The 25,254-nt window shown below is 59.6% G+C and carries 23 protein-coding genes; 5 read left to right on the forward strand and 18 right to left on the reverse strand.

Annotated elements, in window-relative coordinates:
- Positions 1-64: 64 nt before the first annotated feature.
- The 3 genes from KVG88_RS08300 to KVG88_RS08310 form a co-directional block, all read right to left on the reverse strand.
- Positions 65-1,411 (reverse strand): Fic family protein, encoded by a 1,347-nt coding sequence (locus KVG88_RS08300; RefSeq protein WP_217871313.1) that lies wholly within the window; start codon positions 1,409-1,411, stop codon positions 65-67.
- Positions 1,412-2,098: 687 nt separating this feature from the next.
- Positions 2,099-5,164, reverse strand: coding sequence for an efflux RND transporter permease subunit (locus KVG88_RS08305; protein WP_217871055.1), 3,066 nt, complete (start codon positions 5,162-5,164; stop codon positions 2,099-2,101).
- 6 nt (positions 5,165-5,170) lie between these two features.
- Positions 5,171-6,271 carry an efflux RND transporter periplasmic adaptor subunit gene (locus KVG88_RS08310; RefSeq protein ID WP_217871056.1) on the reverse strand — a complete coding sequence of 367 codons (1,101 nt, stop codon included), beginning with the start codon at positions 6,269-6,271 and terminating at the stop codon, positions 5,171-5,173.
- A gap of 93 nt (positions 6,272-6,364) precedes the next feature.
- Between KVG88_RS08310 and KVG88_RS08315 the strand changes: the two genes are divergently transcribed.
- Positions 6,365-7,003 (forward strand): TetR/AcrR family transcriptional regulator, encoded by a 639-nt coding sequence (locus KVG88_RS08315; protein WP_150702053.1) that lies wholly within the window; start codon positions 6,365-6,367, stop codon positions 7,001-7,003.
- A gap of 137 nt (positions 7,004-7,140) precedes the next feature.
- On the opposite strand, the gene KVG88_RS08320 is transcribed toward KVG88_RS08315, so the two are convergent.
- On the reverse strand, positions 7,141-7,923 hold the full coding sequence (locus KVG88_RS08320) for a class I SAM-dependent methyltransferase (protein WP_217871057.1): 783 nt from the start codon (positions 7,921-7,923) through the stop codon (positions 7,141-7,143).
- 93 nt (positions 7,924-8,016) lie between these two features.
- Here KVG88_RS08320 and KVG88_RS08325 point away from each other — a divergent pair, with 93 nt between their 5' ends.
- Positions 8,017-8,637, forward strand: coding sequence for an energy transducer TonB (locus KVG88_RS08325; RefSeq protein ID WP_150702051.1), 621 nt, complete (start codon positions 8,017-8,019; stop codon positions 8,635-8,637).
- Positions 8,638-8,652: 15 nt separating this feature from the next.
- On the opposite strand, the gene KVG88_RS08330 is transcribed toward KVG88_RS08325, so the two are convergent.
- The 7 genes from KVG88_RS08330 to ppc all read right to left on the reverse strand — a co-directional run bounded on the left by KVG88_RS08330 (position 8,653) and on the right by ppc (position 15,898).
- Positions 8,653-9,348: an extensin-like domain-containing protein gene (locus KVG88_RS08330; RefSeq protein WP_217871058.1), complete on the reverse strand. Its 696-nt coding sequence runs from the start codon at positions 9,346-9,348 to the stop codon at positions 8,653-8,655.
- Between the two features lie 2 nt (positions 9,349-9,350).
- Positions 9,351-10,172 (reverse strand): isocitrate lyase/PEP mutase family protein, encoded by an 822-nt coding sequence (locus KVG88_RS08335; protein WP_217871059.1) that lies wholly within the window; start codon positions 10,170-10,172, stop codon positions 9,351-9,353.
- Positions 10,173-10,207: 35 nt separating this feature from the next.
- Positions 10,208-11,068: a DUF72 domain-containing protein gene (locus tag KVG88_RS08340; protein ID WP_217871060.1), complete on the reverse strand. Its 861-nt coding sequence runs from the start codon at positions 11,066-11,068 to the stop codon at positions 10,208-10,210.
- Complete coding sequence (locus KVG88_RS08345; RefSeq protein ID WP_150702047.1) at positions 11,068-11,373, reverse strand: hypothetical protein; 306 nt, start codon at positions 11,371-11,373, stop codon at positions 11,068-11,070. Before KVG88_RS08345 ends, KVG88_RS08340 begins: the two co-directional genes overlap by 1 nt.
- Positions 11,374-11,561: 188 nt before the next feature.
- Positions 11,562-12,236 carry a tRNA (adenosine(37)-N6)-threonylcarbamoyltransferase complex dimerization subunit type 1 TsaB gene (gene tsaB / locus KVG88_RS08350; RefSeq protein ID WP_217871061.1) on the reverse strand — a complete coding sequence of 225 codons (675 nt, stop codon included), beginning with the start codon at positions 12,234-12,236 and terminating at the stop codon, positions 11,562-11,564.
- A 95-nt stretch (positions 12,237-12,331) separates the two neighbouring features.
- Positions 12,332-12,979 carry an adenylate kinase gene (adk, locus tag KVG88_RS08355; protein ID WP_150702045.1) on the reverse strand — a complete coding sequence of 216 codons (648 nt, stop codon included), beginning with the start codon at positions 12,977-12,979 and terminating at the stop codon, positions 12,332-12,334.
- A 288-nt stretch (positions 12,980-13,267) separates the two neighbouring features.
- On the reverse strand, positions 13,268-15,898 hold the full coding sequence (ppc, locus tag KVG88_RS08360) for a phosphoenolpyruvate carboxylase (protein WP_217871062.1): 2,631 nt from the start codon (positions 15,896-15,898) through the stop codon (positions 13,268-13,270).
- Positions 15,899-16,100: 202 nt separating this feature from the next.
- Here ppc and KVG88_RS08365 point away from each other — a divergent pair, with 202 nt between their 5' ends.
- From KVG88_RS08365 to lptF, 3 genes are all read left to right on the forward strand, one after another.
- A complete protein-coding gene (locus KVG88_RS08365) occupies positions 16,101-16,445 on the forward strand; it encodes a hypothetical protein (protein ID WP_056856277.1) in 345 nt (114 codons plus the stop codon).
- A gap of 373 nt (positions 16,446-16,818) precedes the next feature.
- Entirely contained in the window at positions 16,819-17,232 is a 414-nt protein-coding gene (locus KVG88_RS08370; protein ID WP_217871063.1) for a DUF4398 domain-containing protein, read from the forward strand.
- Between the two features lie 45 nt (positions 17,233-17,277).
- Positions 17,278-18,075 carry a lipotoxin F family OmpA-related lipoprotein LptF gene (gene lptF / locus KVG88_RS08375; RefSeq protein WP_150702042.1) on the forward strand — a complete coding sequence of 266 codons (798 nt, stop codon included), beginning with the start codon at positions 17,278-17,280 and terminating at the stop codon, positions 18,073-18,075.
- 139 nt (positions 18,076-18,214) lie between these two features.
- Here the strand turns inward: lptF and KVG88_RS08380 are convergent, their stop codons facing one another.
- The 7 genes from KVG88_RS08380 to prfB all read right to left on the reverse strand — a co-directional run bounded on the left by KVG88_RS08380 (position 18,215) and on the right by prfB (position 25,109).
- A complete protein-coding gene (locus KVG88_RS08380) occupies positions 18,215-18,544 on the reverse strand; it encodes a PA3694 family proteiin (RefSeq protein ID WP_150702041.1) in 330 nt (109 codons plus the stop codon).
- Positions 18,541-19,455: an alpha/beta hydrolase gene (locus tag KVG88_RS08385; RefSeq protein WP_217871064.1), complete on the reverse strand. Its 915-nt coding sequence runs from the start codon at positions 19,453-19,455 to the stop codon at positions 18,541-18,543. Before KVG88_RS08385 ends, KVG88_RS08380 begins: the two co-directional genes overlap by 4 nt.
- 147 nt (positions 19,456-19,602) lie before the next feature.
- Positions 19,603-20,880, reverse strand: a complete 1,278-nt coding sequence (locus KVG88_RS08390) for a flavohemoglobin expression-modulating QEGLA motif protein (RefSeq protein WP_075946708.1) — start codon at positions 20,878-20,880, stop codon at positions 19,603-19,605.
- A 33-nt stretch (positions 20,881-20,913) separates the two neighbouring features.
- On the reverse strand, positions 20,914-21,468 hold the full coding sequence (locus KVG88_RS08395; protein ID WP_217871065.1) for a hypothetical protein: 555 nt from the start codon (positions 21,466-21,468) through the stop codon (positions 20,914-20,916).
- A 134-nt stretch (positions 21,469-21,602) separates the two neighbouring features.
- The gene (locus KVG88_RS08400) at positions 21,603-22,319 is read right to left on the reverse strand and encodes a TetR/AcrR family transcriptional regulator (protein ID WP_191630468.1); all 717 of its coding nucleotides are present in this window, start codon (positions 22,317-22,319) and stop codon (positions 21,603-21,605) included.
- Between the two features lie 102 nt (positions 22,320-22,421).
- The gene (lysS, locus tag KVG88_RS08405; RefSeq protein ID WP_033047908.1) at positions 22,422-23,924 is read right to left on the reverse strand and encodes a lysine--tRNA ligase; all 1,503 of its coding nucleotides are present in this window, start codon (positions 23,922-23,924) and stop codon (positions 22,422-22,424) included.
- 89 nt (positions 23,925-24,013) lie between these two features.
- A protein-coding gene (prfB, locus tag KVG88_RS08410; protein WP_150702038.1) for a peptide chain release factor 2 occupies positions 24,014-25,109 on the reverse strand; the annotation gives its coding sequence in 2 pieces (ribosomal slippage) (positions 24,014-25,036 and positions 25,038-25,109; 1,095 coding nt in all).
- Positions 25,110-25,254: the final 145 nt, after the last annotated feature.

Here is a 25,254-nt window from a genome sequence, read left to right on the forward strand (position 1 = left end):
TGTCAGTCAACGTTCAAGTCGACTGTCATGACCTCATCGCCAGCAGGCTGGCTCCCACAATGGTTCAAGACACGGAAACCGACCGCAAAAAATACACCCACTCCCGCCCCATCTTGCGCATCTCAAACAACTTCAGCGCCACCAACCCATTCAACGTGGCCGACGCCGTGTTGTACGAACACCCCAGATTCTCCTTCACATTGTTCACCGTAAACTCCTTGGCCATTCCGCTTTTGGCCACTTGAAACAACGCCCGTTGTTTCTCGCTCAACTGGTCGAGAAAACCACTCTCACGCAACCAGAGATCAAATTGTTCGGCATCGATGAGGCTTTTGCGATAAGCCTCGGTGAACCGATCGACCGCCCTCAATACGATCGAACACTGGAAATCGATGAAGTACGTCAAGTCCAGATCATCCGCCTCGGTATCCAGATAAGAGCGGCCGTACTTCACTGGAGCTTTGCGCAGCAGGATGCTGATGGCGATATAGCGGAACGCCGAAAAATCATTCTTGAACATGAACCAATAGAACAGTGCCCGTGCGACCCGGCCGTTGCCATCGCGGAAAGGGTGTTCGTAGCCCAGGGCAAAATGCAGCGCGAAGCCTTTGATCAAAGGATGCAGGTAATCCGAATGATGGGGGCTGGCATGTAATTGATTGATCCACTCCACCAACACCTGCAGACGTGACACAAGACCAACAGCAGGCGGCGGCGTATGAACAGTGTTGCCCTCGCCGTCCTGCACCACTACATCATCATTGCGCCTGAAGGCTCCCGGCGAATACCGCGCATCATCGATACCCTCGACACCCACACGATGCATCTGCGCGATCAACTCAACGCTCAGAGGCTCATATCGTTGTTCCCAGGCGAAGTTCATCATCTTGAAATTGCCGATCACCATCCGCTCATCCACTGTGCGCGGCAGGCGATGAAGCTTGAGCATGTCCTTGGCAACACGTGTCGTGGTGGCTGCGCCCTCAAGTTGGCTGCTGCTGATGGCTTCGTCTTCGATCAGGTCATCGAGCAAGTAACTGAAATGCGCCCGCTCGCCGATCTGGCCGGTCATGTACTCAAGTACAGCGGTTGTCGTTTGCCGGTCTACCGCAGAAATAGCTTTCTGCGCTTGCGGCGTCAGCACAAATTGCAACCACCGAGGCGGTTCTCCCAAGGGTAAAAGCTTAAGGTACTGCGCAGTGCGGGCTTTCTTGACCAAGGCCCAACACAGGTTCGAATCCAGCCCAGGCGCCCAGCGATAACGCAACGCATCGAATGGCAGATACCGCCCCTGATCATCCAGAGGTTTAAGCAGAGCGAGATAGTCCGACAGGCGTTCCTTGTTCGGTGACTGCCCGAGCCGATCAAATACCGGGTCGGATCTTCCCCGCAATGTGGGTGGGTTTTTCATCGGGGTTGTCTCGAATGCCTGAGAACCGAATTGACAATGGCAGTTAAAGGCTAGAGATCGTCCTTCTGACGGACAACCTGAAAGTGTTGTGGGAATGGTCTGAATGTTTGATTGGGCAATAAACATTGTTGGCTGTCAGGCCGTCATCGCCAGCAGGCTGGCTCCCACAATTGGTATCGGTAAATCTGCTGAAAATTGATTGGCTGTCAGGCCGCCATCGCCAGCAGGCTGGCTCCCACAATTGGTATCGGTAAATCTGCTGAAAATTGATTGGCTGTCAGGCTCCCACAGAAAAGCAAAGCGGCGTACACCCCTGCTCTTCCCCACTCCACAGGCCGAGCGTTAGCTCGCCTGCCGCTCTTGATCCACCCGCCCCATCGGCAGGCTGAGTGGAGGCATTTATCCGGGGGGGAGGCGCGCAGCGCCGTGCGGCGAAGCCGCACACATCGAGAGGAGGTTGAAGCGAAGCCAACCGGAGGCGATGCCCCCGGATGAATGCCGGAGCGAAGGAACACCGAGCCTTAGCGAGGGGCCGTACGTAAGGGGCGAGCGTTTTTTTGGTTACTTTTTTTAGGCGCTTGTAAAAAAAGTGACTCGCCGTAAGGGCGAAACCCTAAGCCGCCGTTACCGCAGCAACGGATATGTACTCAACCACCCCACAGCATGGTCGGCCCAGAGGCCGCCAAGTCAAACGCTCTCTTTCTTAACCCGAAACCAGGCAGCATAAAGAGCCGGCAAAAACAGCAACGTCAACGCCGTCGCCACAATCAACCCCCCCATGATCGCCACCGCCATCGGCCCGAAAAACACACTGCGCGACAGCGGAATCATCGCCAGCACCGCCGCCAGCGCCGTCAACACAATGGGCCGGAACCGCCGCACCGTCGCCTCGATGATCGCCTGCCAAGGCTTGAGCCCCGCCGCGATATCCTGCTCGATCTGGTCCACCAGAATCACCGAGTTACGCATGATCATCCCTGACAACGCGATGGTCCCGAGCATGGCCACGAAGCCAAACGGCTGACGGAACACCATCAAGAACAGCGTCACCCCGATCAGCCCCAACGGCGCCGTCAGAAACACCATCGCCGTGCGCGAAAAGCTGCGCAATTGCAGCATCAGCAAGGTCAACACCACAACGATGAACAACGGCACCCCGGCCTTCACCGAATTCTGCCCACGGGCGGAATCCTCGACCGTACCGCCGACATCCAGCAAATAACCGTCCGGCAATTCAGCGCGGATCGGATCAAGCGTCGGCATGATCTGCTGCACCAGCGTCGCCGGTTGCTCCTTGCCATAAATGTCGGCACGAACGGTCACGTTCGGCAAGCGGTTACGGTGCCAGATCACGCCCTCTTCAAAGCCGTACTCCAGCGTCGCAATCTGCGAAAGCGCCACGCTGCGACCGTTGTCGGTCGGCACCGCCAGGCTAGGCAGCAACGACAGCTCGGTACGCTCATGCAACGTGCCGCGCAGCAGGATCTCGATCAACTCGTTGTCTTCGCGGTACTGGCTGACACTGGAACCGGTCAGTGAGCTCTGCAAAAACTTCGACAGATTTGCGGTACTCACGCCAAGTGCCCGAGCGCGGTCCTGATCGATGTTCAGGTACACGACTTTGCTCGGCTCTTCCCAATCCAGATGCACATTGACCACATGCGGGTTCTCACGAACCTTGGTCGCGACTTTACGCGCCAGCGCCCGAACTTCTTCGATGTGTTCGCCCGTCACCCGGAACTGCACCGGGTAACCCACTGGCGGGCCGTTTTCCAGACGCGTGACCCGCGAGCGCAAGACCGGGAATTGCTCGTTCAGCGTGGCAATCAACCAGGTGCGCAGGCTCTCGCGCTCCTCGATGGTTTTCGCCAACACCACAAATTGGGCGAAGCTCGCGGCAGGCAGCTGCTGATCCAGCGGCAGGTAAAAGCGCGGCGAACCGGTGCCGACATAAGCCACGTAATTGTCGATGCCGGCTTTGTCCTTGAGCAGCGCTTCGAGGCGTTTGACCTCATCGGCGGTGTTGCTCAGGGACGCGCCTTCAGCCAGTTTCAGGTCGACCATCAACTCCAGTCGGCCGGATGCCGGGAAGAACTGTTGCGGCACAAAACGGAACAGCACGATGGAAGCAATGAACAGCACCACGGTGGCGGTGATCACTGTTTTACGCCAGCGCACGCACCATTCCACCAGGCGTCGAACACGCTGATAAAACGGAGTCGCGTAAGGGTCGGGTTGGCCGGCACCGTGTTTGGCGGCATGAATTTTCGCCAGGTCCGGCAGGAGTTTTTCCCCCAGATACGGCACGAACAACACCGCTGCCACCCACGACGCCAACAGCGCGATGGTGACCACTTCGAAGATCGAACGGGTGTACTCGCCAGTGCCCGATTGCGCCGTGGCAATCGGCAGGAAACCGGCCGCGGTGATCAGCGTACCGGTGAGCATCGGGAACGCGGTGCTGGTCCAGGCGTAGCTGGCGGCTTTGATCCGATCGAAGCCCTGCTCCATTTTGATCGCCATCATTTCTACGGCGATGATCGCGTCGTCCACCAACAGGCCCAAGGCCAGTACCAATGCGCCGAGGGAAATCTTGTGCAGGCCGATGCCCAGGTAATACATGCAGGCGAAGGTCATCGCCAACACCAGCGGAATCGCCAGCGCGACCACCATGCCGGTGCGCACACCGAGGGAGAAAAAACTCACCAGCAATACAATCGCCAGCGCTTCCACCAGCACCTGGACGAACTCGCCGACACCGGTTTTCACCGCGGCGGGCTGATCGGACACCTTGCGCAGTTGCATGCCGGCCGGGAGGTTTTTCTGGATGCGGTCGAACTCGACTTCCAGCGCCTTGCCCAGCACCAGAATGTCGCCACCGTCCTTCATCGCCACCGCAAGACCAATGGCGTTTTCAGCCATGAAGCGCATGCGCGGTGCCGGTGGATCGTTAAATCCACGGCGCACATCGGCCACATCGGAGATGCGGAAGGTCCGGTCACCGACCCGTATCGGGAAGTTTTTTATCTCATCGACAGTCTGAAAATTCCCCGAGACCCGTAGCTGCAATCGCTCGCTGCTGGTTTCGAAGAAGCCAGCGGTGGACACCGCGTTCTGTTCTTCAAGCGCCTGCTGCACCGCCGCCAACGGCAAGCCGAGGGTGGCGAGTTTGACGTTGGAGAGTTCGATCCAGATTTTTTCGTCCTGCAGCCCGAGCAGTTCGACCTTGCCGACATCCTTGACCCGTTGCAGCTGGATCTGGATGCGGTCCGCGTAATCCTTGAGCACGGCGTAGTCGAAACCATCGCCGGTCAATGCGTAGATGTTGCCGAAGGTGGTGCCGAATTCATCGTTGAAAAACGGCCCCTGAATGCCCGGTGGCAAGGTATGGCGAATGTCGCTGACCTTCTTGCGCACTTGATACCAAAGCTCCGGGATATCCACCGAGTGCATGGAGTCACGGGCAATGAACGTGACCTGGGATTCGCCCGGTCGGGAGAACGAGACGATGCGTTCGTACTCGCCGGTTTCCATCAGTTTCTTTTCAATGCGCTCGGTGACCTGGCGCGAGACTTCCTGCGCGGTCGCCCCCGGCCAATTGGTTCGAATCACCATGGCCTTGAAGGTAAAGGGCGGGTCTTCGCTCTGGCCAAGCTTGGTGTAGGACAGTGCGCCGACGATTGCCAGCAAAAGCATCAGGAACAGTACGATCTGGCGATTGCGCAGCGCCCAGGCGGAAAGATTGAAACCCATCGGGGATTACTCCTTGTCCGCCAGATTGACCACGCGGTTGGAACGATCCACCGGGCGCACTTGTTGCCCGTCGAGCAGCACATGGACGCCGGCGGCCACTACCCAGTCGCTGGCGTTGAGGCCTTCGAGCACCGGGACAGTTTTCTCGCCGAAGGCTCCGACCCGCACCGGGGTCCTCTTCAAGGTGTTGTTGGCGCTGACGACCCAAACATAAGTCACGCCGTTTTCTGCCGTCAGTGCAGAAAGCGGCACTGACAACGGCACCGCTTCGGCGGTCTGCACGAACACCCGGGCGCTCTGGCCAAGTTCGGCCGCGACCTTGCCACCGGTGAATGCGATGCGAGCGGCGAAGGTGCGGGACTTTGGATCGGCCGCAGGCGACAGTTCACGAATACGCCCGGCGAGACGCTGATCCGGTTGCGTCCACAGTTCCACCGCCACTGGCTGACCCACCTTGAAACGGCCAAAGCTCTGTTCCGGCAGGCTGATCAAGACTTCTCGCTCGCCATCGGTGGCCAGGGTAAACACCGTTTGCCCTGCTGCGACGACTTGCCCGACTTCCACCGCACGCTTGGCCACGACGCCGTCCTGCGGCGCACGCAGTACCGCGTAGCTGGCCTGATTGGACGACACGTTGAGTTCGGCTTTGATTTGTTTGAGACGCGCTTCACCGGAGCGGTAAAGGTTTTCGTGATTGTCGTACTGCGAGCGGCTGACCAGCTGACGATCCATCAGGGTTTTGTAGCGATCACGCTCGGCACGCACCATGTTCAGGTTGGCTTCGGCGGCAGCGACCTGGGCGCGGGTGGCCTCCAGTTGCAGGCGCACGTCCTGGGGATCGAGTTCGGCCAGCGGTTGATCGGCCTTGACCCGCTGCCCTTCATCGACCAGTCGTCGGCTGACTTTGCCGCCGATGCGAAACGCCAGATCCGGCTCATAGCGGGCACGGACTTCACCGGGATAGCTTTCCATGGCCTGCGCCGAGGGCTCTGGCTGGATCACCATGGCCGGTCGCACGCTGACTTGCGGCGCCTCTTCGTGACCACACGCAGTCAATAAAAACGCCAGGGTGACTGGCAATGCGAGGGGCAAGGCATAGCGGAACATGGTGAAGGACCTTTCGCTAATGGTGCTTGGAATAATTATACTGGCGAGTATGTTATTAATACCAAACTCACCAGTCCAGTAATAAAAGCGAATATGCCGAACAATCCTTCAGCACCCAATGGCCCTGGCAGACCCAAGGATTTGGTCAAGCGCCAGGCCATTCTCGATGCGGCGAAAACGCTGTTTCTGAGTAAGGGTTATGCCAACACCAGCATGGATGCCGTCGCAGCCGAGGCCGGGGTGTCAAAGCTGACGGTCTACAGCCATTTCAACGACAAGGAGACGCTGTTCTCCGCCGCCGTCATGGCCAAGTGCGAAGAACAACTGCCGACGCTGTTTTTTGAACTGCCGGAAGGTGTGGCGGTGGAACCCGTGCTGTTGAACATCGCGCGCGGGTTTCATCATCTGATCAACAGTGACGAATCGTTGAACCTGCACCGTTTGATCATGGCGCTGGGCAGCCAGGACCCGAAACTCTCACTGATCTTCTTCGAAGCCGGGCCTCAGCGCATGCTGGACGGTATGGAACGCTTGCTGAGCAAGGTCAATGAAAGCGGCGTGCTGAGCATCGACAAACCCCGCAATGCGGCAGAACACTTCTTCTGCCTGCTCAAGGGCGCGGCGAATTTCCGGCTGCTGTTTGGCTGTGGCGAACCGCTGGATGACGAGGCCGCCGAGAGTCATGTGCGGGAAGTGGTGGAGTTGTTTATGCGGGCTTATCGGCCTGAGTGAGCCTGATGGGCTTGTTGTGTCTGAACAGGCGCTATCGCTGGCAAGCCAGCTCCCACAGGGTCCGGGGTGATCTCATTTCTTGAGCCCAACACAAAACCTGTGGGAGCGGGCTTGCCCGCGATGGCGGCGACTCGGTCTTACGGCTTGAGCGCCTTTTTCGGATAAATATCATACCGACTGGACTTGCCATCCAGCGCATGACTCGGCTTCGGCCCTTCGATGCAAGGCGCCTTGCGCGGGCGCTTGACCACCACCCGGTGGCTGGCCAGGGCCAATGCCGCTTCAAGCAAGGCCGGCGCATCCGGGTCATCGCCCACCAGTGGACGGAACAGGCGCATTTCCTTCTTCACCAGCGCCGTTTTCTCACGGTGCGGGAACATCGGGTCGAGATAGATCACCTGCGGCGGCTCCCCCTCCCAATTGCGCATCACCTCGATCGAATTGCCGTTGAGCAAGCGCATGCGCGCCACGATGGGGGCCACGTCGAAATCTTCCGCGCCGCGGGCCAGGCCATCCTCCAGCAGCGCACCAATCAACGGCTGACGCTCGATCAGGCTCATCTCGCAACCCAGGCTCGCCAGCACGAACGCATCCTTGCCCAGCCCCGCCGTGGCATCCAGCACTCGCGGGCGCACGCCCTGGGCGACGCCAACGGCCTTGGCGATCATCTGCCCGCTGCCACCGCCATACAGCCGGCGATGCGCCGCGCCGCCTTCAACGAAGTCCACCCGCACCGGACCCGGTGCATCCGGCCCCAGCTGTTGCAGCTGCAAGCCCATGTCGCCCACCTGCAAGGCGAACTCACCATCAGCCACTTGCAAAGGCAAGCCCAAACGCTCAGCCCAATGTTCGGCTTGTGGTTCGAAGGCTACGCCGAGCGCCTCGACATGGATGCGGCAGGCCGCGGGTTGATCACTCATCAGAAAACACGCTCAAAAAATTAATGATCGGCAAAAACGGCCGATAACAAAACTATCGAGCATTTTGCCAGAGCTGAGCGTCGACCGAGAGAAATGTCAGACATTCAACCCACAATCACAGGTTTTATCTCGCCCTACGGCGACTACAACCTGCGAAACACCCAGGCACTGAGCGGCGTCAGCCACATCTGGCAGGATTTTTTTGCCCGAGCGCTGGCCGAACAGTCGGGTGAAGTGCTGCCTGAATCGCTGAACTTCCCACCGGTCGATATCGAAAGCCCAGTAGAACCCACCGTGGGCAGCGACCTGCTGGCGCACATCGTTTCCCAGCGTGAATGCGACGTGAAGGACAACGAAATCCGCCCGCCGGAGCCTCTGTTCCTGCCGATTGCCGAATTCGAGATGGACCTGGCCGACAAGCCGTTCCCACCGTTCCCGCCGGAAGAAATCGTTGCTCAGCAACAACAGCAAAATTTCGAAAGCGGCTGGGTGCGTCCGATCGTGTTGACCGCGGGCCAACCGCTGCCAGAAGCCGGCCCTGCACCGCAACCGCGTCCGCTGCACCTGCCGATCGCCGAGTTCGAACTCGACCTGCTGGACAAGCCCTTCCCGCCGTTCTCGCCGGAAGAATTGGTGGCACAACAGAAACAACTCGATTTCGATAACGGCTGGGCACGCCCAATCATCCTGCAGAACCTGCGCCTCGCCGCTTAACCCTCAACGACCTCTTCAGCGACAAAGCCACCACGACCCGACATCCACGTGAAAGTGATTGCGGTGGGCGGCGTTGTAATCCGGGCTCAACACCACACTGAACAAGCCGCAGGCGCCATCGCGGACCCGCCTCAGAAACTGCGCGTCCTGATTAGCCTTGGGCCAATCCTTGAGCACGCTGATGGTTCGACCGTCAGCCAGCCGAAAACCGGCGATGTCCAGCGCATTGGCCGAAGCGTGCTGACTGAGTCGGCCATTCTCGCGACCATAGACATTGCGACAGGCAAAGCTGCCGAGGTGGTCGACCCGCGCCACTGCTTGCCCGTAGACCAGCTGCGCCGCCGGTTGCAGGGCGTGATGTTCGAACAGCGCGAACGATACTGCGAGCCGGCAACTGGCGAGGAAGCTGCTGCTCAGGGCCACATCACCGCCCTGCACGCGCAGAGCATCACTCAGCGGGCATTTGGCGTCGGGGCTGTCGGCCTGCGGCGTCACGCGCAGGCCGGAACTGTTCAAGGCCTGTTCGCACAGTTGCGGGTCATCGCGCAGGCGCATCAGTTTGTAGCGGGTCAGCAGGTTCGGTGTGGCCTTCACGTCCAGCGGTGCCCATGGATTCCATTGTGGCGGCACTGCCAGCCAACCGCGCCAAACCGCCACCCCCGTCGCTGCGATGATCAACACCACCAACAGCAGCCACCCGCGGAACCGCATCGTCAGCCTTTGAACAATTGATTGGCCTGGGCGTACGGCATCGAGCGCGACGTGAAGCCGAAGGTTCCGGACGTCTTGATCTCTTCGGCAGCGCGATAGAACTCGCCCAACGCCGCCAATGCAAGCGCCGAACCGACACTGATGCGCTTGACGCCCATTTCGCTGAGCTCTTGCACGGAGAGTTTCAAACCGCCGGACATCAACACATTGACCGGTTTCGGCGCCACCGCTCGCACCACCGCCAATACGTCTTCAGCACTGCGCAAGCCTGGCGCATACAACACGTCCGCCCCGGCTTCGGCGAAGGCTTGCAAGCGGCGAATCGTATCGTCCAGGTCCGGATTGCCATGCAGGAAGTTCTCGGCCCGGGCCGTCAGCATGAAAGGGAAAGGCAAGCTGCGGGCGGCCGCGACAGCCGCTTCGATGCGCGCCACGGCATGCTCGAAACAATAGATCGGAGCACCCTCACGGCCCGTGGCATCTTCTATCGAACCGCCAACGGCACCCGCCTCCGCCGCGCGCAATATGCTTTTTGCGCACTCGGCCGGGTCGTCGGCAAAACCGTTTTCCAGGTCCACTGCCACCGGCAGATCGGTCGCGGCAACAATCGCCCGCACGTTTGCCAACGTGTCGTCCAGGGTCAGCCCGCCGTCGGGACGCGCCTGGGAAAAGGCATAGCCGGCACTCGTGGTCGCCAGCGCCTCAAAGCCCAGACCGGCAAGCATTTTTGCCGAACCGGCATCCCATGGATTGGGAATCACAAACGCCCCGTCACGTTCGTGCAAGGCTTTAAACGCTTGGGCTCGAAGGGTTTGCGCATCCATTGGCAGGCTCCTGAAAAAGGCGAACGAATCCGCCTTCAGAGTAAGCCAAGTTGCTCGGCGGCGGGTTCTCTGTATAGCTCAGGCAGCGCCGGCAAGCCAGGCAAACGTTGCATCAGGCGACTGTGAAAACGTTGCGCCAGTTTCGCCGCCAGCAGGTTGTCGGCGGTGTGCAGGAAGATATACGGCGTGCGGCCCTCTTCGATCCACAGGGCAATTTTTTCCACCCATGGCAGCAGAAACGGATCGTTAGCCTCAAGTTCGGGATGACCAATGAAGCGCACCTGCGGGAATTGCGTAAAGGCTGCCGGACGAGGTGGAACACGAGGCTTCTTCGATTGCGCGTGTAGCACAGAAGGGTCGGTCGAGGTGCAGCTGAACAGGGCGCGCGGGTCGAGGCAAATGCGCTCGACACCACGGTCCAGCAACAGGCGATTGAGTATTCGCTCGCTGTCACCCTTGGCGAAAAAATCGTCATGCCGCACTTCCACCGCCAATGGCCGCTCAAGTGCATCGATGAACGCGGCCAGTTCGGGCAAGCGTTGTGGCGTGAAGCTTTTTGATAATTGCAGCCACAGCGGTGAGACCCGTTGGCCCAACGGGCTGAGTAAACGGGTGAAGGTTTCGGCGGCGGTCAGTTGATCACGCAAGTCACCGCCGTGGCTGATGTCGCCGGGAAACTTGGCGGTGAAGCGAAAGTGTTCGGGCATGGTGTCGGCCCAGCGCTGCACGGTGCTGGCAGCCGGGCTCGCGTAGAAGGTCGTATTGCCTTCCACGGCGTTGAATACTTGGGAATAGAGATTGAGAAAATCAGCGGGTTTGGCGTCTGGCGGATACAGATAATCGCGCCAGGCGTTTTCACTCCAGGATGGGCAGCCGAGGTAGTAAGGCAGCAACATCAGATGTACAGGTCGAGACCCAGCACTTCCGCATCCCAATCAACGAAACCGGCAGTGCTGAGGTAGCTGGCCAGGGCCATTGCCACGCTTTTGCTCATCGCGCGGTGATAGAGCATGTCTTGCTGACGGGCAGGGAGATTGCTCAGGCGTTGCGCAGCGGCTTTGGCGGCACGCGAGGCCAGTTGCTCTTCAGACGGAAACTCCGGCTCACCTTCGATATCGACGGACTCGTCTTCCACCACATGGCCTTTGCGAGGCTTGCGCTTGATGGGGTAGGACTGAGAGGAAACGCCGTCTATACGCATAAGTGCATGCTCGGTATCAGTGATGGCAGTTTAGTGGCGCATAGCCCACTTCGCAAACCGCCGAGTGATAACTAGAACACATAAAAGGGAAAAGGTTTAAAAGCTCCGGTTAGAAGACGACGATTGGTGGTGCCTGTAGAAGATCGCAGCCTTCGGCAGCTCCTACGAGGGAATGCGATCTTGAAGGTTTAACGCGCCTTGGGCGTCGCCACTTTGTCACGCAAATAAACCGGCTGCGCCTCATCCGCCACAATCGCCTCCCCCCGCGCCCAGGCAAACCGCGCCAGGGTCAGCAGGTCTTCGGCATGCGGCAGCATGCCCGCGTCCTGACTGCTCAGGCTGACGGCAATGCGCTCGGCATAGCCCCAACCGGTACCGGCGCCGAACCATTCGCCGCTGGCATCAGTTGGCAATGCGGCCGATTCCGGTGGCAAAACCGCTTCCGCGCCGACCAATCGCATCTCCCCTGCCGTCTCGCGGTAGCAACCCCAATACACCTCGTCCATGCGCGCATCGATGGCCGCCGCGACCTGGCTGGCACCGTGCTCACGCAAAGCACGCTGCGCCAACACGGCAAGGTTCGACACTGGCAATACCGGGCGATCCAACGCAAACGCCAGGCCCTGGACGACGCCAATGGCAATCCGCACACCGGTAAATGCACCCGGCCCGCGACCAAACGCAATGGCATCGACCGCTTGCAGGGTGGTGCCGGCGTCGGCGAGCAATTGCTGAATCATCGGCAGCAGCTTCTGCGCGTGCAGGCGCGGGATCACCTCGTAATGGCTCGTGACCTTGCCGTCATGCAGCAAGGCAACGGAGCAAGCTTCAGTCGCGGTGTCCAGGGCCAGCAAGGTGCTCATCGATGTATCCGTAGCAAGAGGTCAGAAAAAAGTGCGTCAGTATAAACAACTACGGCCCGCAAGCGGGCCGTAGATGATGCAGCGGGTCAGACTTTTCAGCTCAGGGCTGCAAGCACCTTGGCGGTGATTGCTTCTACCGAGCCGACGCCTTCGATATGGCTGTACTTCGGCTTGCCATTGGCGGCCGACAGTTTCTGATAGAAATCCACCAGCGGTTTGGTCTGCGAGTGGTAGACCGACAGGCGATGACGCACGGTTTCTTCGGTGTCGTCCTTGCGCTGCACCAGCTCTTCGCCGGTGATGTCGTCTTTGCCGGCGATTTTCGGCGGGTTGTAGACAACGTGGTACACGCGGCCGCTGGCCTCGTGAACGCGGCGACCGGCGATACGCTGGACGATCTCTTCGTCTTCGACCGCGATCTCGACGACTGCATCCAGCTCGACGCCGGCAGTCACCAGGGCTTCAGCCTGAGGAATGGTGCGCGGGAAACCGTCGAACAGGAAACCGTTGGCGCAATCAGCCTGAGCGATGCGGTCTTTGACCAGCGCGATGATCAGGTCATCGGAGACCAGGCCGCCGGCATCCATGATGCTCTTGGCCTTGATGCCCAGTTCGGTGCCGGCCTTGACCGCAGCACGCAGCATGTCACCGGTGGAGATTTGCGGAATGCCGAATTTTTCGGTGATGAACTTAGCCTGAGTACCTTTACCGGCCCCGGGAGCTCCCAGCAGAATGACGCGCATCGATGTGCTCCTCAATTTTTTATATAGATAACGTCAGATTCGCCTCGTGGGGCCAATCTCAAAAATAGGGTCGTGACCGCCCAAACGGCCAAAGGCTGATCAAGATACACAGCAGGCTGCGCCCACACAAGCCGCCAAAAGTCGGAGAAACCAGCGTCGGCTGTGACCTTTGGACGCGGTTCCCCTAGTCGCAACCCCATCATTAACTGTCGCTTGGCAGCACTTTTACCCGCGCCGTCCAGCGGCATCCGGCCCTTGTTCCGGATGCCTCGTGCAGCGACAAAAACCTTAGCCGGTGTTACGCAAACCGGCGGCAATCCCCGCCACAGACACCAGCAGCGCCTGTTCCACCGGGCTGCCCTGCGCCACCTCCTGTTGCCGTGAACGCGCCAGCAACTCGGCCTGCAATAGATGAAGCGGGTCGAGGTAGGTGTTGCGCAAACGGATGAATTCCAGGGTGGCTGGGCTATGTGCCAGCAGTTGCGACTGACCGGTCAGCCCGAGCACGATCGAGCACGCCTGCGACAATAGGTCGCGTAAGTGCGCGCCCAACGGCAACAGGTCCGCCTCGACCAGCCGCTCATCATAAGAACGTGCGATATCGGTGTCGGCCTTGGCCAGGACCATTTCCAGCATGTCGATACGGGTGCGGAAGAACGGCCACTGCTCGCGCATTTGCCCCAGCAGTTCGCCTTCGCCGCGTTCCAGTGCCTTGCTCAACGCCGCTTCCCAACCCAGCCAGGCCGGCAGCATCAGGCGCGTCTGGGTCCAGCCGAAGATCCACGGGATGGCCCGCAGGCTTTCGATCCCCCCCGCGCGACGCTTGGCCGGGCGGCTGCCCAGCGGCAGGCGCCCGAGCTCCTGTTCCGGGGTCGACTGGCGAAAGTACTCGACGAATTGAGGGTTTTCCCGCACCACGGCGCGATAAGCGCTGACACCGTCAGCGGCCAATTCGTCCATCAAGTGACGCCATTCCGGCGTGGGCGGAGGTGGCGGCAGCAAGGTCGCTTCCAGCACCGCCGCCAGGTACAGATTGAGGTTTTGTTCCGCGATGTCCGGCAGGCCGAATTTGAAACGAATCATTTCCCCCTGCTCGGTGGTGCGGAAACGCCCCGCCACCGAACCCGGTGGCTGCGACAGAATCGCCGCATGCGCCGGACCGCCGCCGCGGCCCACGGTGCCGCCGCGGCCGTGGAACAACAGCAGTTCCACTTGTTGTTCTCGGCATATTTCGACCAGACGTTCCTGCGCGCGGTACTGCGCCCACGCCGCTGCAGTGGTCCCGGCGTCCTTGGCCGAGTCGGAGTAGCCGATCATTACTTCCTGCGGGCCTTGCAGGCGTGCGCGATAACCCGGCAGCAACAACAGTTTTTCGATCACCGGCCCGGCGTTGTCCAGGTCAGCCAGGGTTTCGAACAGCGGCACCACGCGCATCGGCCGTACCACGCCGGATTCTTTCAGCAGCAGTTGCACTGCCAGCACATCGGAAGCGGCACCGGCCATGGAGATCACGTACGACCCGAGGGACGCCCCCGGCGCGGCGGCGATTTCCCGACACGTCGCCAGCACTTCGGCAGTGTCGGCGGACGGTTTGTAGTGGGCCGGCAGCAATGGCCGACGGTTGTTGAGTTCACGCGTCAGGAACGTGATGCGTGCTTCTTCATCCCAGTCTTCATAGCGACCCAGACCCAGGTAATCGGTGATTTCGGTCATGGCCGCGCTGTGTCGCGACGAGTCCTGACGCACGTCCAGCCGCACCAGGAACAGGCCGAAGGTCACCGCCCGGCGCAGGCAGTCGAGCAGCGGGCCGTCGGCGATCACACCCATACCGCACTCATGCAGCGAGTGGTAGCACAGCTCCAGCGGATCGAGCAGTTCGCGGTTGTTTTGCAGCACATCGGCGGGAGCAACCGTGGGCGTGGTCAACGCCGTGTGCGCCCAATTGCGCGTGGCCCGCAGGCGCTCACGCAGTTGCTTGAGTACCGTGCGATAGGGTTCGGCACTGTCACCGGCCTTGGTTTTCAGCGCGTCACTGGCCTGCTGCATGGACAGGTCTGCGGCGAGACGATCGACATCGCGCAGGTACAAGTCGGCCGCCATCCAGCGCGCCAGCAACAGTACTTCGCGGGTCACGCTCGCCGTCACGTTAGGGTTACCGTCGCGGTCGCCGCCCATCCACGAGGCAAAGCGAATCGGCGCGGCCTCAAGCGGTAAACGCAGGCCGGTAGCCGCGTGCAGGGCCTGATCGGCCTTGCGCAGATAATTGGGAATGGCCTGCCACAGCGAATGCTCAATCACCGCGAAACCCCACTTGGCTTCGTCAACCGGGGTCGGTCGCGTGCGGCGGATTTCTTCGGTGTGCCAGGCTTCGGCGATCAGGCGCTGCAACGTCGACTTGATCTGCTCGCGCTCGGCGCTGGTCAGGTCGCGGTGATCCTGGGCTGCCAGTTGTGCGGCGATGGCGTCGTACTTCTGAATCAGCGTGCGCCGCGCGACTTCAGTCGGATGCGCGGTCAGCACCAGTTCGATTTCCAGTCGCCCCAGTTGCCTGGCCAGCGACTCGGCGCCATGCCCTTCAGCACGCAGGCGTGCAAGCAGTTCCGGCAGTACCCGAGATTCGAACGGTGCCTCCTGGGTCTCTTCGCGACGGTGGATCAACTGGTACTGCTCGGCGATGTTGGCCAGGTTGAGAAACTGGTTGAACGCCCGCGCCACCGGCAGCAGCTCGTCTTCGCTCAACTGGTTGAGGCTCGCACTGAGCTCGGCATCCATGGAGCCGCGACGGTCAGCCTTGGCGCCTTTGCGGATCTGCTCGATCTTGTCGAGGAAGCCGTCCCCGTACTGTTCACGAATGGTATTGCCCAACAGCTCACCCAACAGGTGAACGTCCTCGCGCAAGCGTGCATCAATATCGGTCATCAGCAGTTCTCCAGCAAAGAATCCGGGCGGCCAAGAACTTCAAGAGTGCCGCTCCAGACGTCGTCTTACAAGCCAGACGACGAAGTGCCTTTAAACCTTGTGCGTTGAAGCTAGTCTGAAGAGTAAGCCGCACAACGGCTGTCGCCGGCCAACGCCGGACACTCCCCCGGCCTGCCACGAGCAGGCGCGCAATGAGGTAATTATGAAAATCCGTGAACTCGCCCAGCATTGGGAAGAAAACGCCAAGGGTCGCCTGACAAAGACTGGCTACACGATTCACCTGGACGTCGAAGCCGCCGCACGTTTGGCGGCCATTACCGAGATGTACCCCAAACGGCATCCCGAAGAGTTGCTTGGCGAGCTGATCGGCGCCGCCCTGGAAGAGCTCGAAAAAAGCTTCCCGTATGTGAAAGGCTCGACGGTGGTCGCCACGGACGAAGAAGGTGACCCGCTGTACGAAGACATCGGCCCGACCCCGCGTTTTCTTGCATTGTCGCGCCGTCATCTGCACGATTTGTCGGCGGGTAACGACAAACAAAAACATTGAATACTCGCCGAACCTGTGGGAGCGGGCTTGCCCGCGATGGCGATTTTACATTCAACATTTGCGTTGGCAGAGACGACGCTTTCGCGGGCAAGTCCGCTCCCACAGTGGCCTGTATTTCACCTCTAAAGTGCGTGCGTTTGGGCCTGCAAAAGGTCCGGCATGCCGCTCTTCCTTTCTTAAATCTTCGAGCTAAAGCCCTGTCGACTCGATCACGTTTTTTTTCGATAGCTGGCTAATTTCTCTGAACTTTCAAAAAACGCCTCGGGTCAACCCAAGTAACCACGCCTGGGACGGCCGTTTCAAAACGACCCGAAAATGACGGTTGCGGCTCCTTGCCCAGGATGGATGTTCACGTTGTTCAGGAAGTAGTCCAATGGAGTTGAAGACCATGAAAACCAGAACTGGCAAATCCTCGTTTACCCCGTTACATGGCCTGAAAATGGCGGCCCTCGCCATCGGCAGCAGCCTCGTGCTGGCCGGTTGTGCCGGCAACCCGCCCACCGAACAATTCGCCGTCACCGAGTCGGCGGTCAACGACGCGGTCAGTGCTGGCGGCACCGAATTCTCCGCCGTGGAAATGAAGTCGGCGCAGGACAAGCTCAAGCAAGCCGAAATCGCCATGCACGACAAAAAATACGACCAGGCCCGCATGCTCGCCGAACAGGCTGAGTGGGATGCTCGCGTAGCCGAGCGCAAAGCTCAGGCAATGAAGGCCGAACAGTCTGTGAAGGACTCTCAGAAAGGGGTTCAGGAACTGCGTCAGGAAAGCCAGCGCACCGTTCAGTAACGGCGCGGCATGACGTATTTCTCAATCGACTAAAAGGACGAAACCATGAATTCCAAACATTTGATGATCCCTGCCCTGCTGGCCGCAAGCGTTGCCCTGGCTGCCTGCTCCACGCCACCGAACGCCAACCTTGAACAGGCCCGCTCCAACTATTCCGGCCTGCAAGCCAACCCACAGGCGAGCAAAGTCGCGGCGCTGGAAACCAAGGAAGCGAGCGACTACCTGGACAAGGCTGACAAGGCGTATCTGGACAAGGAAGATCAGGCCAAAGTTGATCAACTGGCCTACCTGACCAACCAGCGCGTTGAAGTCGCCAAGCAGACGATCGCACTGCGCACCGCCGAAGCCAACCTGAAAAACGCCTCGGCGCAACGAGCGCAGGCCCGCCTCGACGCGCGTGATCAACAGATCAAACAGTTGCAGGACAGCCTCAACGCCAAGCAAACCGATCGCGGCACGCTGGTCACTTTCGGTGACGTGCTGTTCGCCACCGACAAGGCCGAGCTGAAATCCAACGGTCTGATGAACATCAACAAACTGGCGCAGTACCTTCAGGAAAACCCGGACCGCAAAGTGATTGTCGAAGGCTACACCGACAGCACGGGTACGGCCTCGCACAACTTGTCGCTGTCGGAACGTCGCGCCAGCTCTGTGCGCATGGCACTGGTGAAGATGGGCGTCGACCCGACTCGCATCGTCGCTCAGGGTTATGGCAAGGAATACCCGGTGGCGGATAACACCAGCACTTCGGGTCGGGCACAGAATCGTCGGGTGGAAGTGACCATTTCCAATGACAACCAACCCGTGATGCCGCGTTCGGCGGTTAGCTCCTACACCCAGTAAGTCGTCATCACACAAAAACCTGTGGGAGCCAGCCTACTGGCGATTGCGGTGGACCAGTCAACATCACTGTTGAATGTTCAATTACTATCGCCAGCAGGCTGGCTCCCACATTGGTTCTGGGCTGCCTTCAGGAATTGATTTACTGCTCCAGCTTCTGCGGCGTTTCCTCGCCCATGCACCGCACGGCTTTTTTGCGGTCGTTGACCAGCACGCCGGTCAGGCCTTTTTGTTCGGTGTCGAACAACACCAGCACGCCATCGATGCACTGCGCCACCTGCGCGGCCGGCTCCAGGGAGACTTTGTAGTCTTCGCCCGGCACGGTCTTGAGCATGGTGAATTCGTTGAGCAGCAACGCATCCTCGGGCTTGGCGAAATGCAGGTAGCCGTACCACCACAGGGCGCCGACGGTGCCGAGGATGCTGCAGATACCGGTGATGATCAGCGGGATGGCGTTACGTTCTTCACTCATTGCGGGCTCTCTGAGGGTTCGGTTTCTGAATTCGGGGGTGCCGGGTAATTGGGAATTTCGCCCAAGCGGCGCAGGCCGTTGAAATGCTGCGGATCCTCCAGATAGCGCAGCATCACGGTACGCCAGACCGGGTCGGCAAACGTCTGCACGTGACCACCTCGGGTCAGTTGCAGGACCCGCGGCGGCGGCGCAGCTTGATACAGACGGATGCCGTTGGAAAGAGGCACGATCGGATCATCGATGCTGTGGAAGATCAGCTTCGGCACACCATTGAGCTGCGCCATGGAGTTGATCGCGCTGTCACCGTCCGGCACCAGCCAGGACAGCGGCACCTGGAACGTCCAGAACATCCATGAGTTGCTCAACGCATACTGACCGACGCTGCGGTAGCTGGCGGGCAAGCCATCCATGACAAATGCCTTGAGCTGCTTCTGTCGCTCGGGGTGTTGCACAAGGTAGTGCACGGCCATCGAACCGCCGAGACTCTGGCCAAGGAGGATCAGCGGCTTGCCCTTGACCTCGGGCGCCTGGTCGAGCCATTTGAACGCGGCATCGATGTCCTGATAGATCGCCGGCAGGCTCGGTTTACCCTCTGACAAACCGTAGCCGCGATAGTCCATCAGCAGCACTTGATAACCCTGCTCAGGCAACCAATAGCTGCCGCCGAGATGCATCGGCAAATTGCCGCCGTTGCCGTGCAGGTGCAGCACCGTGCCCTTGACTTCGACACCCTGTTTCGCCGGCAACCACCAGGCGTTCAGCTTGAGGCCATCGGCGGTAATCAGGGTGACTTCACGGTATTCGAGCTTGGCTTTTTCCGGGGTGAACAACTGGCCGGGTTCGGGGTAGAACAGCAAGGAGCTGCAACCGCTCAGGGCCAGTAGAAGGCAGAGGGTGCCGAGGATTCTCATCCGGTGAAACCTCGCAAAATCGTGGTTGAAATACACACTCCTGTAGGAGCGAGCCTGCTCGCGATGGCGGTGAATCAGACAACATTCATGTTGAATGTGAAACCGCTATCGCGAGCAGGCTCGCTCCCACAGGGGACATCACTGGTCTTACAAAATGTTCGAGTAATCCGCCTCAATCCGGTCCAGGCTCAGGTGGTTGAGGAAGTTCGAGAAGCACATCCACGCCGACAACGCGTTCATGTCGCGGAACTGTTCCGGCAGGTACTTGGGTGGCACCACCAGCCCTTCATCCACCAACTGGCGCAACGTGCGCATGTCTTCCAGCGTGGTCTTGCCGCAGAACAGCAGCGGGATCTGTTCCAGCTTGCCTTTGCGCACAGCCAGCTGAATGTAGTTGTAAATCATGATGAAGCCCTTGAGGTAGGACAAGTCTTTGGTAAATGGCAGACCTGTCGGCACCGAACCGCGGAAAACGCGACTGGCGTTGCTGTAACTCTCGGGCATCTCGAAGCCTTGCTCGCGGAAAAACTCGAACACCTGCAGGAAGTCGGCGCCCTCCTCCACCATGTGGATGGCGCGGGTGCGGTTGGTCAGTTTGCGCAGGCGGCTCGGGTAGGAAGCAAAGGTGATGATTTCCATGAGGATGGCCAAACCTTCCTGGGTCACCGTCGACGAGGGCGGGCCTTTGGCCAGGAAGGTGCAGATCGGCTGGTTCAAACCATTGAGCGTGGTGCCGACGTGCACCAGCCCTTCGTGGACTTCCAGCGCACGCACGTCGCGTTCGTTGAACATCGCATCGGTGCGGATCTTGATGTAGTCGGCGCCGGCTGCCGCATCGGCGACGATCCCGTCGGACTCGAACACCCGAATGGTTTCCTCGGCTTCGCCAAACACTTTGTTCAAGCGGGTTTGCAGCAGATGGACGGCGTCCTTGGCGGTCAGGGTCTTCGGCTCATCCTTGAGGTCGCCACGACCGTCGATGTTGTTCAGGTACTCGGACAACATCATGCCCAGGTCGGACAGGGTCGGGTCGCCGGCGTGGAACGCATCGGACGCGGCGCCGTACAGTTCTTGCGAAATCAGACCGAAATCTTCGGTGCCACGCGCTTCGAGCATGCGCACCACCATGCGGTATTCCTTGCACATGCGCCGCATGATTTGCCCGACCGGGTTGAACTGGCCGAGCTGGCGGGTGATGTCGCGTTCGATGTTCTGGAATTCCAGCTTCACTTTGCTGGAATCGAACGCCAGCGGCCGGTTGAGGTAGTAATCGCGGTCCACCGCCGGCATTTCCTTGCCCTTGGCCTTGAGGAAACCCTTGCGAATGTTTTCGTCCCATTTGACCGCGTCAAGGACGCGGATCGGCGTCTGCGCCAGCACAATGCGATCGGACAAAATGCGTATCGACTGCTGGTAATCGTCCACCCGAAACTCCTGTAGAACCGTTATGTGCTGAATTTATTTGGCTTTGGCCTGGCGCTGGTAACGCACCACTTCGACGAACACATCGGAGTTGGCCGGATCGTCGAGATACGCGGACACCTGGTCCATGCTGTTTTCGATCAACACACCATCGCCATCGTCAGTCTGGAAATTCTGGCCGCTCAAGGCTTTTTGCGTGAGCGCCTGCCTGATCTGCTCAAGATCGAGGTTGTAGACCACCAATTCATGCTTGTCGGTGATTTCGAAGCCGGCAATGGTGAAGTTCCCACCGAATTGCGCCGGTACTTTCGCCGACAAATACCAGCGATTGCCGTGGCGTGTCACCGTGAAGGGATAGGCTTCGCGCTCTTTGGGCTTGGCGCGGAAATAGCTGACGGCCTGATAGCGATTGTCACCGACGCGCGTCAGCTCCAGATTGACCGGTTCACCCCAGGCGTTGGTGCTGGTCCATTTACCGAGCAACCCTTTGGGCGCGGGCTCGCGGGTGGGCAATGGTTCCTTGAAAGTCACCAGGCAGCCACTGAGCAACAGGAACGACAAGGCGATCACAACGACACGCCAGGCTTTCATTCAACACTCCCTTTGAACACATATGCTTATGTAGGAGCTGCCGCAGGCTGCGATCTTTTGATCTTGCGTTGCAGCGGTATCAAGAAGATCAAGATCAAAAGATCGCAGCCTTCGGCAGCTCCTACGGGAATTGCTTATACCGACGCCAGCACCAAATGCATATAACGCGTCAGTATGCCGAGCATTTCCTCTTCGGCGAGCGGCTCGGCGTCGTTGAGCAGGCCCTGATATTCCATCCGTCCGATTATAGACGTCAACACTTTGGCATCCTGTTTCGGCTCGTGAGAACCCAATACCTGGAAAAGCTGGCAAGAACCCTGCAACAGGATCTGTTGATGCGAGCGTACTAATTCGGCCAGGCGCGGGTTCAGCAGCGCTTCCTGGCGGAACGCCTGCTCGGCCATCAAATGCTCACGACGGGTAACCAGTTGCCGGTGCACATAATCGGTCATCAGCCGGGCAATGTCGTCCGCCAGTGTCGAACGCGCCTGGGGGCTGCCGTCGCCACGGGCAATCATTTCCCGCAGCAGACCCTCATTGTTGACCCACAGCTTGGCCATGTAGGCCGCACTGCGCTCGACGTATTGGGCGAAGGTATCGGTGAGCAGGTCATCGATATCCTTGAAATAGTAGGTGGTGGCCGACAACGGCACTTGCGCCTCGGCAGCCACTGCACGGTGCCTGACGGCGCGCACGCCATCACGCACGACAATGCGCATGGCGGCATCGAGAATGTCCTGTCGACGCTGTTCGCTGCCCTGTCGGCTGGCCTTGCGACCCTGGTACTGAACACTTTCAGCGACCGCAGTGGCGATACCCGCTGCACCTTCTTGAGCCATTGCACGGTTCACGACAGGAACTCCTCTCTCACTTCTAAAGTAACCATTTGATACGTTTGTACCAGACAGGCAATAAAAAGCCGCCCATTTCAGGCGGCTTTTTAGTTGAAACGTTTACGCTTGCGGCCGCATGTGCGGGAACAGGATCACGTCGCGGATCGACGGTGAGTTGGTCAGCAACATCACCAGACGGTCGATGCCAATGCCTTCACCGGCCGTTGGCGGCATGCCGTACTCCAGCGCGCGTACGAAGTCGGCGTCGTAGTGCATGGCTTCGTCGTCGCCGGCGTCCTTGTCGGCCACCTGCGCCATGAAGCGCTCGGCCTGGTCTTCCGCGTCGTTCAACTCGGAATACGCGTTGGCGATTTCACGGCCACCGATGAACAGCTCGAAACGGTCGGTGACGTTCGGGTTGTCATCGTTGCGACGGGCCAACGGCGACACTTCGAACGGGTACTGGGTGATGAAGTGCGGCTGCTCCAGCTTGTGCTCGACCAGTTCTTCGAAAATCATCACCTGCAGTTTGCCCAGACCTTCGAAGCCCAGCACCTTGGCGCCGGCTTTCTTGGCGATGGCGCGGGCCTTGTCGATGTCGTTCAGGTCGTCGGCGGTCAGCTCAGGGTTGTACTTGAGGATCGAGTCGAACACCGACAGACGCACGAACGGCTCGCCGAAGTGGAACACCTTGTCGCCGTACGGCACGTCGGTGCTGCCCAGAACCAACTGCGCCAGCTCGCGGAACAGTTCTTCAGTCAGGTCCATGTTGTCTTCGTAGTCGGCGTACGCCTGGTAGAACTCCAACATGGTGAATTCAGGGTTGTGACGAGTCGAAACGCCTTCGTTACGGAAGTTGCGGTTGATCTCGAACACTTTTTCGAAACCACCAACCACCAGGCGCTTGAGGTACAGCTCCGGCGCGATACGCAGGAACATTTCCATGTCCAGCGCGTTGTGGTGGGTTTCGAACGGCTTGGCTGCGGCGCCGCCCGGGATGGTTTGCAGCATCGGCGTTTCCACTTCCAGGAAGTCACGCTTCATCAGGAAGCTGCGGATGTGGGCGATGACTTGCGAACGCACGCGGAACGTCTGGCGCACGTCTTCGTTGACGATCAGGTCAACGTAACGCTGGCGATAGCGCTGCTCGGTGTCGGTCAGGCCGTGGTGCTTGTCCGGCAGCGGGCGCAGGGATTTGGTCAACAGGCGCACGTTGGTCATTTCGACGTACAGGTCGCCCTTGCCGGAACGGGCCAGGGTGCCTTCGGCGGCAATGATGTCGCCCATGTCCCAGGTTTTCACCGCGGCCAGGGTTTCTTCCGACAGGGTCTTGCGGTTGACGTAGACCTGGATGCGACCGGTCATGTCCTGGATCACCATGAACGAACCACGGTTGAGCATGATGCGACCGGCAACCTTGACCGGGATTGCAGCCTCTGCCAGCTCTTCCTTGGTCTTGTCCGCGTACTGCTTCTGCAGGGCATCGCAGTAGTTTTCGCGGCGGAAGTCATTCGGGAAGGCATTGCCCTTGGCGCGCTCGGCAGCAAGCTTTTCCTTGCGCAGGGCGATCAGGGAGTTTTCTTCCTGTTGCAGGGCTTGCGGGTCGAGTTCTAGGTCGCTCATGTCTTTAAATATTCCATCGGGTTCGTTGTCCCCGGCCTGCGGCCGCGGATCGCCGGCAAGCCGGCTCCTACAGGGGATCGCGGTGTGTCTTACAGCCCGGATTTCAGGCTGGCTTCCAGGTATTCGTCGATATCGCCGTCGAGTACCTTGTCGCAGTCGCTGCGTTCGATATTGGTCCGCAGGTCCTTGATGCGCGAGGCATCGAGTACGTAGGAACGGATCTGGTGACCCCAGCCGATATCCGACTTGGTGTCTTCCAGCGCCTGGGACGCCGCGTTGCGCTTCTGCATTTCCTGCTCGTACAACTTGGCCCGCAGCATTTTCATGGCGGTGTCCTTGTTGGCGTGCTGGGAACGTTCGTTCTGGCAGCTGACCACGGTGTTGGTCGGTACGTGGGTGATACGTACGGCCGAGTCGGTGGTGTTTACGTGCTGACCACCGGCACCGGAGGAACGATAGGTGTCGATCCGCAAGTCTGCCGGGTTAATTTCGATTTCCACCTTGTCATCGATCTCTGGCGAGACGAACACCGCCGAGAAAGAAGTGTGGCGACGGTTGCCGGAGTCGAACGGGCTCTTGCGCACCAGACGGTGCACGCCGATCTCGGTACGCAACCAGCCAAAGGCGTATTCACCCTTGATGTGCACGGTCGCGCCTTTGATACCGGCGACTTCACCGGCCGACAATTCCATGATGGTCGCGTCGAAACCGCGTTTGTCGGCCCAGCGCAGGTACATGCGCAACAGGATGTTGGCCCAGTCCTGAGCTTCGGTGCCGCCGGAACCGGCCTGGATGTCCAGGTACGCGTTGTTCGGGTCCATTTCATGGCTGAACATGCGGCGGAATTCCAGCTTGGCCAGATTTTCCTCGAGACGGGCCAGCTCAGCGACGACATCGCTCACTGCGCCTTCGTCGTTTTCTTCAACGGCCATGTCCAGCAGGTCGCGGCAATCGGCCAGACCGGCGTTCAATTCGTCCAGGGTATCGACGATTTGCGCCAGCGCAGAGCGCTCGCGGCCCAGCTCCTGGGCGTATTCAGGTTTGTTCCAGACACTCGGATCTTCAAGCTCGCGATTGACTTCAGTCAGACGCTCATGCTTTTGATCGTAGTCAAAGATACCCCCGAATGGTTTCGGAGCGCTCGGACAGGTCCTTGATGGTGTTAAGGATCGGGTTGATTTCCATGGCGGGCAGCACTCGTTGGCGAACTTTTGAAAGCCGGCGAGTATAACGTAATCAAGCTGTCACGGCAGCCCGCCTGGCGGCTTTAGCGGCGAATGGTTTTGGGAATCACGGCGAGCACATGTAGGCGCTGTCGAAGGCTGCGATC

Origin of the sequence: Pseudomonas azerbaijanoccidentalis (genome assembly GCF_019145495.1) — a bacterium.
Classification (GTDB): domain Bacteria; phylum Pseudomonadota; class Gammaproteobacteria; order Pseudomonadales; family Pseudomonadaceae; genus Aquipseudomonas; species Aquipseudomonas azerbaijanoccidentalis.